Origin of the sequence: Intestinimonas sp. UBA1698 (genome assembly GCF_002320075.1) — a bacterium.
Taxonomy (GTDB): domain Bacteria; phylum Bacillota; class Clostridia; order Oscillospirales; family Oscillospiraceae; genus Intestinimonas; species Intestinimonas massiliensis.
The window spans coordinates 69,001-80,546 of the sequence record NZ_DCJO01000035.1 but is presented as its reverse complement, the minus strand read 5'-3'; the positions used below and the strand labels follow the sequence as shown (position 1 = coordinate 80,546).

Genomic DNA, 11,546 nt, shown 5'->3' with positions numbered 1-11,546 from the left:
CAGGTAGTGCCGGATCCCCGTCAGTCCCTCCCGCTCCGCCCGGTCCGCCAGGGCGTGCAGGATGGCGATGGGCTCCGTGATCTGTCCGTTGCTCAGGCAGATGTCCCCCGCGTGGAAGAGCTTGGCGACTTCCTCCGGCGTCTTACGTTTCTCCTGGTACATCTTGGTCCAACGATCCATCGTGACCCTCCTTTCAATTTGCCTTTCTGGTCTGTCCGTTGGGTTCTGTTCTCTGCCCATAAAGATAAGCAACCCCCGTGCCAAGTTTAAAAACCGGAAAAAGTCCCTGTTTGCAAGGGGTGTCCAAAAAAAGCCCGTTCCCTGATTATGCATTTCTGCATCAGGGAACGGGCCATATGGAAGAAAAAGGTGCGGATATTCAGGGCTTTTGACAGGGTATGCGCAAACGCATCAGCGATGCAGGAGCGTTCCCATCTTGCGGGAGACGGTGGATTGGTCCACGCCGAGGACCTTGGCGATCTCCCGGGTGGTGGTGTATTTTTCCTGGGCGTGGCAGAGGAGCTGACTCTCCACCTGCTGGATGGCCTCCTTCAGCGGCATGATGCCGTGGACCGTGACCTGGCAGGGGCTGACCTCGGCGCCGGACTGCCGGTAGCGGGGCGGCAGGTCCTCCGGGTAGAGCACGTCCCGCTGGACCAGCACCACCATGTTTTCGATCAGGTTTTCCAGCTCGCGGATATTGCCCAGCCAGTCCAGGGAGCGCAGGATCTTGCCCAACTCCATGGACAGCTCCTTGTGCTTGCTGTACTTTTGGTTGTACTTCTCGATAAAGTGGACGGCCAGGGGGATGACATCGTCCCGCCGCTCCCGCAGGGGCGGCACCTCGATGTTGATCACGTTGAGCCGGTAATAGAGGTCCTGCCGGAATTTGCCCTCCTGGACCTGCTGCCAGAGGTCCCGGTTGGTGGCTGCAATGATGCGCACGTCCACATGAAGCGTCTTGGTGCCGCCGATCCGGGTGACCTCTCCCTCCTGGATGACCCGCAGTAGCTTGACCTGCAGGTCCAGATCCAGCTCTCCGATCTCGTCCAGGAACAGGGTGCCCTCGTTGGCCAGCTCAAAAAAGCCGGCTTTCCCCCGGCGGCGGGCGCCGGTAAAGGCCCCGTCCTCATACCCGAACAGCTCTGACTCAAACAGGGACGCGGGGATGGCCCCGCAGTTGATCTTGATGATGGGCTTGTCCCGGCGGTTGCTGGAGCGGTGGACCTGGTTGACAATGACTTCCTTACCGGTGCCCGACTCTCCGGTGATGAGCAGCGTGGAATCTACCTGGGAGATGGTCTTGATGGTGTCCATGATATGCTGCATTTCCTTGCTGTGGACCACGAAATCCGCACCGGGGGCATTCTGGCTCTGGATGAAGGTCAGCTCCCGTATGTAGCCCTCCGCCACCATGCGCTGGTGCTCCAGACGGCTTTGCAGGTCGTTTAGCTCGGTGATGTCCCGAATGTTTACCACCACGGAGGTGAAGCTGCCGCAGATGTCGAAGGCGGGGGTACCGGTGGCAATGAGCCGTTTCCCCTTCTGCTCCAGGACCACGGTGGCGGTCTCCCTGGTCTCTAGGACCTTGAGGGCCGCCGAATCCAGGTACAGGCCCTCGGCGATGAGCTCCGTGACGTTCCGGCCAATGACCTCCCGCCGGAGGACCGAAAAGGCCCGCTCAAAAGCGGCGTTGACCCGGATAACGACGCCTTGGCTGTCGGTGACCAAAATGCCGTCGTGAGAGGACTCTACGAAGATATTGATCTCCTGAAGCAGGCTGTTGGTCACGTCCAGCTCCTGCATGATGCAGTTGGAGTGCATGGATTCGTGCAGGATAAAAATGGTGCCCCGCCGGACCCCGTCGATCACCCACGGGTGGACGTTGCAGACCACCTGCCTCCCCTCCAGCTCGATGATGTAGCGGCCCTTCCCGCTGATGAGGTCCACCCGCTCTGCCATCGGCTCGGAAAAGGCCTCAAAACGGGTAAAGTACGCGCGCTCCGGGTCAATGCCCAGTCCATGGAAAAAATTCCGGGCGGCGCAGTTGCAGTGGATCAGTTGTCCCCTGCCGTCAAACACAAGAATGCTGCAAAAAATGGTGTCAAGAATTGCCCGGTAGCCATCTTTGATCCCGTCAACACCTACGGTAAGATCCAATGCCTCCTCGTTCATGCCGTCCTCCCTCCTTGAATGACACCTGTTGGTTGTAACACGTTCTGGGCGGCAAACTGTGGGCTGCCTCCAGACCGGATGTGCGCAGACTAATTTTATTATAGTAGGAGGACCTGGAAAACTCAAGAATCTTTGCCGAATGGAAAGAACTGCCGCATCCATCCACGTTCTGTAACCGCGTCTCTGCCGGGGCCGACCGCCTCAGCTCGCCCGGAAGGGCAGCGGCCGCCCGTGGTCCTGAGCCGTCCCAAACCCGGGCTTGACAACCGGGACGTATGCGCCTATAATACACTTAATTGAATCAGGATCTTCAGGGCGGGGCGCAGTTCCCCACCGGTGGTATAGCCCACGAGCCGCAAGGCATGATTCGGTGAAATTCCGAAGCCGACCGTACAGTCGGGATGAAAGAAGATCGTGTACCGCAGGAGTTATCACGCCTGCGCGCATGGATTTGCTCTGGAATGGCTGCATTCCGGAGTTTTTTCTTTCCATGGGCGGGGTGTTTCCGTGGTCCCGTCGTGCCTTGAACCATCCGTTCAAGGCATTTTTTATTGCTTGGAGGCGGACCATGAAGGACAGCGACTATATGCGTCTGGCCCTGGAGCTGGCACAGCGGGGCCAGGGCTGGACGGCCCCCAACCCGATGGTGGGCGCCGTCATCGTCAAGGAGGGCCGGATCATCGGCCAGGGCTGGCATGCCCGGTGCGGCGCCCTCCACGCCGAGCGCCACGCCCTGCAAAACTGCACGGAATCCCCCCGGGGGGCGGTTCTGTACGTGACGCTGGAGCCCTGCTGCCATCACGGCCGGCAGCCCCCCTGCACCGAGGCGATCCTGGCGTCCGGGATCGCCCGGGTGGTGGTCGGCTCCGGCGACCCCAATCCCCTGGTGGCGGGCAAGGGACTGGAGCTCCTGCGGAAAAACGGCGTGGCGGTGGAGACCGGCGTGCTGGAGGCCGAGTGCCAGGCCCTGAACCAGGTGTTTTTCCACTTTATTCGGACCGGGCGGCCCTATGTGGTCATGAAATATGCCATGACCCTGGACGGAAAGATCGCCACCCGCACCGGGGCCTCCCAGTGGATCACTGGGGAGGCCGCCCGGCGGCGGGTCCATCAGGACCGGCACCGCTGCACCGCCATTCTGGCGGGGGTGGGTACCGTGCTGGCGGACGATCCCCTGCTCACCTGCCGGATGGAGGGAGGCAAAAATCCCCTGCGGGTGATTTGCGATACGCGGCTGCGCGCCCCCCTGACCAGCCGGATCGTTCAAACGGCCCGGGCCGTTCCCACCATCCTGGCCACCGCCTGCGGGGACGCGGCCCGGCGCGCCCCTTACGAGGCCGCCGGATGCCGGGTCTGGGTCCTCCCCGCCCGGGACGGCCATGTGGACCTGGACGTCCTGATGGAGCGGCTGGGCGCCGCGGACATCGACAGCGTGCTGCTGGAGGGCGGCGGTACGCTGAACTGGTCGGCGCTGGAGGCTGGAATCGTCCAGAAGGTCCAGGCGTACATCGCCCCCAAGCTCTTCGGCGGGGCGGAGGCCCCGTCTCCGGTGATGGGGCGGGGCGCAGCCCTCCCCGCCCAGGCCGTACGGCTGAAAAACACCGTCGTTACCCCCGTCGGGGAAGATTTTTTATGGGAAAGCGAGGTGGACGGCCCTGTTTACGGGAATCGTTGAGGAGATGGGCGTAATCCGCGCCATCCGGCGGGGGGCCCGCTCGGCGGTGCTCTCCATCGGCGCGGCGGCGGTGCTCTCCGACCTGAAGCTGGGGGACAGCGTGGCGGTGAACGGCGTCTGCCTGACCGCCTCCGGTCTGGATGACACAGGCTTCACCGCCGACGTCATGCACGAGACCCTGGACCGCTCCTCCCTGGGGGACCTGACCGTCGGCAGCCGGGTGAACCTGGAGCGGGCCATGGCGGCGGGGGGCCGCTTCGGGGGGCACATCGTCTCTGGTCATATCGACGGCACCGGCCGCCTGGCCGCCCTCCGTCGGGACGACAACGCCGTGTGGTACACGGTGGAGGCCGCCCCTTCCCTGCTGCGGTACGTGGTAGAGAAGGGCTCCATCACCATGGACGGCGTCAGTCTGACGGTGGCCCGGGTGGAGGCGGACCGCTTCTCCGTCTCCCTCATCCCCCACACCGCCGCCGTCACCGTGCTGGGGCGCAAGCGCCCCGGCGACGTGGTCAATCTAGAGACGGACGTGATCGGTAAATATGTGGAAAAGCTGCTGCTACCCCGGCCAGAGACCGAAACGGACCCGCCTACCGGCGGCATCACCCTGGACTTTTTAGCCCGAAATGGATTCTAAGGAGGAACCGTCATGTTTCCGTACAACACCATTGAAGAGGCCCTGGAGGAGCTCCGGCAGGGGCGTCTGATCCTGGTCACCGACGACCCGGACCGGGAGAATGAGGGGGACCTCATCTGCGCCGCCCAGTTCGCCACCACGGAGAACGTCAACTTCATGGCCACCCACGCCAAGGGGCTCATCTGCATGCCCATGTCGGCGGCGTACATCCAGAAGCTGCAGTTTCCCCAGATGGTCTCTCACAACACCGACAACCACGAAACCGCCTTTACTGTCTCCATCGACCACGTCTCCACCACCACCGGCATCTCCGCCGCCGAGCGGTCGGTCACCGCCCTGAAGTGCGTGGAGGAGGACGCCCGGCCGGAGGATTTCCGCCGCCCCGGCCACATGTTCCCTCTGCTGGCCAAGCCTCACGGCGTGCTGGAGCGCAGCGGCCACACCGAGGCCACGGTGGACCTGTGCCGGCTGGCCGGGCTGAAGGAGTGCGGGCTGTGCTGCGAGATCATGCGGGAGAACGGCACCATGATGCGCGCCTCCGAGCTGCAGCAGAAGGCGGCGGAGTGGGGGCTGAAGTTCATCACCATCCGGGATCTGCAGAGCTATCGCAAGCGCCACGAGAAGCTGGTGGAGCAGGTGGCCGTCACCCGGCTTCCCACCAAGTACGGCGACTTTACCGCCTGCGGCTACCGCAACAGGCTCAACGGCGAGCACCATGTGGCTCTGGTCAAGGGGGAGATCGGGGACGGAGAGAACCTCCTGTGCCGGGTCCACTCCGAGTGCCTCACCGGGGACACCTTCGGCTCCCGGCGGTGCGACTGCGGGGAGCAGCTCGCCGCCGCCATGACCCAGATTCAGCAGGAGGGCCGGGGCGTGCTGCTCTACATGCGGCAGGAGGGCCGGGGCATCGGGCTGCTGAACAAGCTGAAGGCCTACGCCCTCCAGGACCAGGGTCTGGACACCCTGGAGGCCAATCTGGCCCTGGGCTTCGCCGGAGACCTGCGGGAATACTTCATCGGGGCCCAGATCCTCCACGATCTGGGGGCCAGGACCCTGCGGCTGCTGACCAACAACCCGGACAAGGTCTATCAGCTTGCCGACTACGGACTGGAGATCGTGGAGCGGGTCCCCATCCAGATGGAGGCCACCCAGGACGACCTGTTCTATCTGCAGACCAAGCAGCACCGCATGGGCCACATTCTGAATTATTAAACGCAGGAGGAAAAACACATGAACATCTACGAAGGCAAGCTGGTATCCGAAGGCATCAAGGTGGGCGTGGTGTGCGCCCGGTTCAACGAATTCATCGTCTCCAAGCTGCTCAGCGGCTGCGAGGACGCCCTGCTGCGCCACGGCGTGGACGCTGCGGACATCTCAGTGGCCTGGGTGCCGGGCGCCTTTGAGATCCCGCTGATCGCCTCCAAGCTGGCCCAGAGCGGCAAGTACGACGCCGTCATCGCCCTGGGCGCCGTCATCCGGGGCTCCACCAGCCACTATGACTACGTGTGCAGCGAGGTCTCCAAGGGCCTTGCCCAGGCCTCCCTGAGCAGCGGGGTCCCCGTGCTGTTCGGGGTGCTCACCACCGACACCATCGAGCAGGCCATCGAGCGCGCCGGTACTAAGGCCGGAAATAAGGGCGCCGAGTGCGCGCAGGGGGCCATCGAGATGGTCAATCTGATCCGCGCGCTGGAGCGGTAAGGGCGGCACGAGCATTTTCCACTTGCATCCGGAGGAATTCTGCGGTATGCTGAAGAGGCGCGGAGGCGGCAGCGCCGCCGCGCGGCGGCTGAATCAACGAAACAAAGGAGTATGTTTTTGAATTATTTCTACTGTGATTTGGAGCGTGTGGCAAGCCGGGAGGTTTGCGACTGACTCTCTCCGCAATCCTCCCAAAAGGAACTCAAATCACTTTTTGGAGGATCATCACCATGAACCGTGAACACAAGCGCAAGCAATACGAGACCGGTTACTATAAGACTCACCCCTGCCGCGAAGGCTTTCCCTGCAAGGTCTGCGGGCGGCCCGTGACCCCCGCCGGGGCGGGCAGCGACCACCGCAACCACTGTCCCAACTGCCTTTCCAGCCTCCATGTGGACGTGGAGCCCGGAGATCGGGCCTCCGACTGCGGCGGCATCATGGACCCCGTGGCCGTCTGGGTCCGCAGGGGGGGCGAGTGGGCCGTCATCCACCGCTGCCGCCGCTGCGGCGCCCTCTCGTCCAACCGGGTGGCCGCCGACGACAACCCCATGAAGCTGATGAGCATCGCCATGAAGCCCCTGGGGCAGCCCCCCTTCCCCCTGGAGCGCATCGAGGAGATGACCGCGCTTATGGGCGGAGACGGCTGCCTCGGGACTGTAGGAGGGACGCCATGAACATCCGTCTGGAGGAGCCCCGCGACTTTTCCGCGGTAGAGCGCCTGACCCGGGAGGCATTTTGGAACAAGTACCGTCCCGGATGCTCGGAGCACTATGTCCTGCACCAATTCCGCAGCCGTCCGGAATTTGTGCGTGAACTGGACTGCGTGCTGGAGGAGGACGGACAGATTGCCGCCCATATTATGTACAGCCGCGCCGAGATCGCGGCTGACGACGGGCGGACCATCCCCATTCTGGTCTTCGGTCCGGTCAGCGTCCATCCGGAGCGCCAGGGCCGTGGGCTGGGCAGCAAGCTGATCCGCTTTACCCTGGAGAAGGCGCAGGCGCTGGGCTGTGGAGCCGTAGCCATTACCGGCGATCCGGGCTATTATGCCCGCTTCGGCTTTGCCGGCGGTCATTCCAGGGGCATCTACTATGCCGGCCTTCCCCGTGGGGAGGAGGCGCCCTTCTTCCTGGTCAAGGAGCTGCGGCCCGGATTCCTGACAGGCGTCACCGGCACCTACCGGGACCCGGAGGGCTACCGGGTGGCGGACGCCGATGTGGACGCCTTCGACCGGACCTTTCCGCCCAAGGAAAAGAAGAAATTGCCGGGGCAGCTAAATTAGCTGCCCCGGCAATTTGCGCAAGAATGGCGAAACCCGCCGTGCGTTTGGCAAGAAACGTCGAGCCTTCCTGCGCGGGATGCTGTAGAATAGCCATACCCTGGAGGTGGTGAGAGGATGACGGAACAGATCCTGGCCGTACAGCGGATGCAGGAGTACATCGAGACCCATATGGACGAGGCCATCACCACAGCCGACCTGGCGCGGGTGTCCCGCTTCTCTCCGTGGCACTCCTACCGCCTGTTCCACCAGCATACCGGCCTTACGCCCGCCGACTACATCCGGCGCCTGCGGCTTTCCCAGTCGGCGCTGCGCCTGAAACGGGAGAACTGCCGGGTGATCGACGTGGCCTACGACCTGGGCTTCGGCAGCGTGGACGGCTATCAGCGGGCCTTCCTGCGGGAGTTCGGCTGCAACCCCGGCGCTTACGCCAGGCAGCCCGTTCCCATCCCTCTCTTCATCCCCTACGGCGTCAAATTTCGGGCATTGCGAAAGGAGTCAATCGACATGGAACCGATACAAAGCGTTTTTCTTCAAATCATCCACAAGCCGGAGCGCAAGGTGATCGTCAAGCGCGGCGTCCAGGCGGAGGACTATTTCCCCTACTGCGAGGAGGTGGGGTGCGACGTATGGGGGCTGCTGGCCAGCATGGATTCCCTGTGCGGCGAGCCGGTCTGTCTGTGGCTGCCGGATGCCTACAAAACCCCCGGCACCTCCACCTACGTGCAGGGCGTGGAGGCGGCCGCCGACTATGAAGGGCCGGTGCCGGAGGGCTTTGACGTCATACGCCTGCCCGCCGCGGACTATCTGATGTTCCAGGGCGAACCCTTCCGGGAGGAGGACTACTGCCAGGCCATCTCCGCCGTCCGGCAGGCCATGGACCGCTATGATCCTACGGTCATTGGCCGGGTGTGGGACCCGTCCAGCCCCCGCATCCAGCTTGAGCCACGGGGAGAGCGCGGATACATCGAGCTGCGGGCCGTGAAGGCCAAACAGGACGGGTGATTCGGCCGTCCTCCCACTGGAGGCGTAGGGCGCTCCTGTTTCTGGTCAGTCAGTGCATCACTCTGTTCGGCTCCCCCCTGGTGCAGATGTCCATCGTCTGGTATGTGATTCTGGAGACCTCCTCCGGCGCCTGGGTGGCAGCCTTTACTGCCAGAAGTTGCCCTCTGCCCTGGCCCGGGTCAACCCCCGAATCAGGCACCACGTACCGCGATACCACTGGCAGCCAAACGAAGTTCTGCACCGTCAGAACCCCGATGCAGCCCAATACGATCTCCACTGCGATTCCTCCTTTGTCTTTTCACGTTCCGAGTAGAGTGCAAAGCGGGTAAGGATATCGTTTGGACTGCCCTGCCCCCATTAAGGTTGCGTAAACCCATGACAAAAGGCTCTGGGGCCATAGGACCCCAGGGCCTTTTGCCATGCAGGCGCGCTACGCGCCGAACCAGAGATTCATATCCACATTCCCCTGGATGCCGTCCACACTTCCCTTGGAGGTATACTGCCACATCTGGAAGTGGTAGTAAAAGGTGGGCGCCGCCTTGTCATACTCGGCAAACCAGAAAGGGTAATCCATCACGCGGCTTAGGTCGTACTTGACATAGCCCGCGTAGGAGGTGAGGTAGATCATGGGGGTGTAGCCCGCCTCCTCCACCAGCTCACAGAAGGCCAGGGCGCACCGGCACAGGGTATCGGTGTCCAGACCGTAGGTCCGGGCCTCGCTCTTCCCCAGCGCCTCCCAATCAAAAACCACGGGGCCGGTCAGCGCATAGCCCCGGATCTTGTCCAGCACGAACCGGGCCTCCTCCTCGGCCTCCTCCACCGTAATGGCCTGGGAGAAGAAGTACACCCCCACCTCCAGGCCGGCGTCCAGGGCCCCCTGGAGGTTCTGTTCGAACTTCGTATCGGCGTAGAGACCGCCCTCGGTATAGCCGCGCCCGCCCACCCGGAGGATGGCAAAATCCACGCCGTCGGCCTTGACCCTGGCCCAGTCGATGTCGCCCTGGTAGGAGGACACGTCCACGCCCAGGCGGGTCTCCCCGGCGGCATACTCCATCACGCTGCCCTTCCGGCGGAAGGCCGCCGGGTCATAGCCGTTGACAGGCACGCCCTCCAGCACGTCCACCGTATAGGCGCCGTAGGTGATCTGGGCCTTGCCGGTCTCCCCGGCCCGCAGGCAGTTCACCCGCCAGATCAGCGCGCTGAGCTCCGCCCGGCTGATGCCGTCGGCAGGCTTGTAAAGGCGCCGGCCGTTCTCCTGGCTGCCCTCCAGAATCCCCCATTCGTACAGGGCCGTCACCGAAGCGTCGTCAGCGTCGGCAAAGGGGGACGGGCCCGAAGCGGGGGCCAGCCCCAGGGCCCCGGCGGTCAGCCGAGCCACCGTCAGGCGGCTGACTGCCCCGTCCAGCTCGGCCAGCTCCCCGGCGGTGAGCAGTCCCTCGGTCCGGGCCAGGGCGGCATAGCCGCTGCTCCAGTGCCCCCCGGCGGGAGCCTGCTCCTCATATCCCGCCGCCAGCAGCACCAGCTTGAGGGCCTCCCCCAGGGTCACCGAGCCGGATGGGTCGAAGGTGCCGTCCGGATAGCCGGAGACGATGCCCTGCCCGCTGAGGGCACACACATAGTCGTAATACCATGCCCCGGCATCCAAGTCGGGGTAGGGGCTCTCGGCCGGGCCGAGCTTCCGCCACAGGGCCTCCACCGTCCCGCTCTCCCCCGCGGGCATGCCGGCCAGCAGAGCGCCCCCCTCCGGCCTGCGCCAGCCCTCCAGGGCATAGCCCTCCCGCCGGGCGTCGGGGAAGGCACCGTAGGGCTGGCCAGCCTGGTAAAACATCACGTCGCTGGCCATCTCTCCCTCGCCTGGGTCAAAGACCAGATAGGTGAAGTTCCCGGCCGCCTGTCCGCTGTAGTCCCCCCAGAGGAACAGGGCGGCCTCCTCCATGCGCCGCCGGGCCAGGCCTTTTACCACCTGTCCCCCGGCGTGGCACCAGACGCCGAAGGCATTGACGGTCTCCAGCGTGTCGTATGTATCCCCCGGCCCCGCCAGCAACTCCGCCAGATCGGAGCTGCCGGACAGCCAGCCGGTGCCCAGGCTGTAGGTGAAGCTGACCAGGGCGTCGAACTGGCTCTGGCCCACCGTCCGGCCGTGCTCCTCCAGAAAGTCCGCCACCGCCGCCGCGCAGACGGCGGCCGCCTCCCGCAGCAGCCGGTCGGCCTCCTCTTCAGTGATGCCTTCGGCATAGGCCCCGGCCTGACACTGGGTGCCGTAGCCCACGTACCAGTTGGTCCCGTCGGTGTAGGGGGTCTCGGAAAAGCTCTCCCGGGCCTTGAGAAAGTCCGCTCCCGCCTGGCTGAGGGCGCCGGGTCCCTCGGGCCCGGCAGCCAGGGCGGGGACGGCCGCGGGGAGGAGCAGGGCGAACAGGAGAAGCAGGGCGGGGATGCGCCGGAAGTGCGTGCGGTCGTGTGTCATGTGTCGTTCCTTTCTCTGCAATTGCGCGAATCTCTGACGTTCCTGTTCAGAATAACACAAGTTTCATCCGCCCGTCAACCGGGCTCGGAGGCCCTGCTGCTCCCCGCTATTTTGTGATATCGACGCCCCGGTCTCCCACCTGAACGCTTCCATCCTCCAGGGAAATGTACGGCGAGAATTCCACCGTTTCCGTTTCCCTGGTTAAGCAGATCGTCGCATCCGTGAAAATATCGCTGATATTACACTGGAGGATGAATGGCCGGCACGCCATCTCCTCATAGATCAGGGTAGTCCCCATCGTCTCGATGTCGTTTCGGTACAGACGCACCTCCATGTCCGCATACCTCGGTATGATCAGATAGTAGTCTCCCTTTGACAGGTAATGGACCGGTAGATTCACGTCGTCCAGATAGTTCTCGGTGTAGAAGGCGAGATCGTTGATCTCCCCATACCCCAGATATGCCACGGCATAGAGTTGATCCTCCTGAAATGGAATGGACGCGGTTTTGCTCCCTTCGGAACCGGAGTCGGGGGCGGCCCTGCACCCGGCCAGCGCCAACAGGCAGAGCAGAGCCGCGATCCATGCGGTGTGTTTCTTCATTTGTCGAGCCTC

The 11,546-nt window shown here is 63.8% G+C and carries 12 protein-coding genes and 1 riboswitch; of the genes, 7 read left to right on the top strand and 5 right to left on the bottom strand.

Going from position 1 to position 11,546, the window contains the following annotated elements; all coding sequences use genetic code 11:
* Both B3H64_RS09575 and B3H64_RS09570 read right to left on the bottom strand, forming a co-directional pair.
* A partial coding sequence (locus tag B3H64_RS09575; RefSeq protein ID WP_286734711.1) for a hypothetical protein occupies positions 1 to 180 on the bottom strand: 180 nt, incomplete at its 3' end.
* Between the two features lie 231 nt (positions 181 to 411).
* Positions 412 to 2,175, bottom strand: a complete 1,764-nt coding sequence (locus B3H64_RS09570) for a sigma 54-interacting transcriptional regulator (RefSeq protein ID WP_286734708.1) — start codon at positions 2,173 to 2,175, stop codon at positions 412 to 414.
* Between the two features lie 302 nt (positions 2,176 to 2,477).
* Positions 2,478 to 2,592, top strand: a riboswitch (FMN riboswitch).
* A gap of 151 nt (positions 2,593 to 2,743) precedes the next feature.
* Between B3H64_RS09570 and ribD the strand changes: the two genes are divergently transcribed.
* The 7 genes from ribD to B3H64_RS09535 all read left to right on the top strand — a co-directional run bounded on the left by ribD (position 2,744) and on the right by B3H64_RS09535 (position 8,469).
* Positions 2,744 to 3,850: a bifunctional diaminohydroxyphosphoribosylaminopyrimidine deaminase/5-amino-6-(5-phosphoribosylamino)uracil reductase RibD gene (gene ribD, locus B3H64_RS09565; RefSeq protein WP_286734706.1), complete on the top strand. Its 1,107-nt coding sequence runs from the start codon at positions 2,744 to 2,746 to the stop codon at positions 3,848 to 3,850.
* The gene (locus B3H64_RS09560) at positions 3,831 to 4,487 is read left to right on the top strand and encodes a riboflavin synthase (RefSeq protein WP_286734712.1); all 657 of its coding nucleotides are present in this window, start codon (positions 3,831 to 3,833) and stop codon (positions 4,485 to 4,487) included. The genes ribD and B3H64_RS09560 overlap by 20 nt, the downstream gene beginning before the upstream one ends.
* A 12-nt stretch (positions 4,488 to 4,499) precedes the next feature.
* On the top strand, positions 4,500 to 5,699 hold the full coding sequence (locus B3H64_RS09555; RefSeq protein WP_286734705.1) for a bifunctional 3,4-dihydroxy-2-butanone-4-phosphate synthase/GTP cyclohydrolase II: 1,200 nt from the start codon (positions 4,500 to 4,502) through the stop codon (positions 5,697 to 5,699).
* 18 nt (positions 5,700 to 5,717) lie between these two features.
* Positions 5,718 to 6,185: a 6,7-dimethyl-8-ribityllumazine synthase gene (gene ribE / locus B3H64_RS09550; protein ID WP_050619444.1), complete on the top strand. Its 468-nt coding sequence runs from the start codon at positions 5,718 to 5,720 to the stop codon at positions 6,183 to 6,185.
* Between the two features lie 230 nt (positions 6,186 to 6,415).
* Positions 6,416 to 6,859 (top strand): RNHCP domain-containing protein, encoded by a 444-nt coding sequence (locus B3H64_RS09545; protein WP_286734703.1) that lies wholly within the window; start codon positions 6,416 to 6,418, stop codon positions 6,857 to 6,859.
* Positions 6,856 to 7,467 (top strand): GNAT family N-acetyltransferase, encoded by a 612-nt coding sequence (locus tag B3H64_RS09540; protein ID WP_050619446.1) that lies wholly within the window; start codon positions 6,856 to 6,858, stop codon positions 7,465 to 7,467. The genes B3H64_RS09545 and B3H64_RS09540 overlap by 4 nt, the downstream gene beginning before the upstream one ends.
* A gap of 114 nt (positions 7,468 to 7,581) precedes the next feature.
* Positions 7,582 to 8,469 (top strand): helix-turn-helix domain-containing protein, encoded by an 888-nt coding sequence (locus B3H64_RS09535; RefSeq protein ID WP_286734701.1) that lies wholly within the window; start codon positions 7,582 to 7,584, stop codon positions 8,467 to 8,469.
* A 49-nt stretch (positions 8,470 to 8,518) separates the two neighbouring features.
* Here B3H64_RS09535 and B3H64_RS12025 read toward each other — a convergent pair whose 3' ends face one another.
* From B3H64_RS12025 to B3H64_RS09520, 3 genes are all read right to left on the bottom strand, one after another.
* On the bottom strand, positions 8,519 to 8,746 hold the full coding sequence (locus B3H64_RS12025; protein ID WP_349676173.1) for a hypothetical protein: 228 nt from the start codon (positions 8,744 to 8,746) through the stop codon (positions 8,519 to 8,521).
* Positions 8,747 to 8,899: 153 nt separating this feature from the next.
* A complete protein-coding gene (locus B3H64_RS09525) occupies positions 8,900 to 10,933 on the bottom strand; it encodes a GH25 family lysozyme (protein ID WP_286734700.1) in 2,034 nt (677 codons plus the stop codon).
* Positions 10,934 to 11,039: 106 nt separating this feature from the next.
* Entirely contained in the window at positions 11,040 to 11,534 is a 495-nt protein-coding gene (locus B3H64_RS09520; protein ID WP_286734698.1) for a hypothetical protein, read from the bottom strand.
* Between the last annotated feature and the right edge of the window lie 12 nt (positions 11,535 to 11,546).

What these genes read in the sequence shown, in the direction of transcription:
- B3H64_RS09545 (WP_286734703.1), top strand. Translation starts at nt 6,416, where the DNA reads ATGAACCGTGAACACAAGCGCAAGCAATACGAGACCGGTTACTATAAG.
- ribD (WP_286734706.1), top strand. Translation starts at nt 2,744, where the DNA reads ATGAAGGACAGCGACTATATGCGTCTGGCCCTGGAGCTGGCACAGCGG.
- B3H64_RS09555 (WP_286734705.1), top strand. Translation starts at nt 4,500, where the DNA reads ATGTTTCCGTACAACACCATTGAAGAGGCCCTGGAGGAGCTCCGGCAG.
- B3H64_RS09570 (WP_286734708.1), bottom strand. Translation starts at nt 2,175, where the DNA reads ATGAACGAGGAGGCATTGGATCTTACCGTAGGTGTTGACGGGATCAAA.
- B3H64_RS09520 (WP_286734698.1), bottom strand. Translation starts at nt 11,534, where the DNA reads ATGAAGAAACACACCGCATGGATCGCGGCTCTGCTCTGCCTGTTGGCG.
- B3H64_RS09540 (WP_050619446.1), top strand. Translation starts at nt 6,856, where the DNA reads ATGAACATCCGTCTGGAGGAGCCCCGCGACTTTTCCGCGGTAGAGCGC.
- B3H64_RS09525 (WP_286734700.1), bottom strand. Translation starts at nt 10,933, where the DNA reads ATGACACACGACCGCACGCACTTCCGGCGCATCCCCGCCCTGCTTCTC.
- ribE (WP_050619444.1), top strand. Translation starts at nt 5,718, where the DNA reads ATGAACATCTACGAAGGCAAGCTGGTATCCGAAGGCATCAAGGTGGGC.
- B3H64_RS09535 (WP_286734701.1), top strand. Translation starts at nt 7,582, where the DNA reads ATGACGGAACAGATCCTGGCCGTACAGCGGATGCAGGAGTACATCGAG.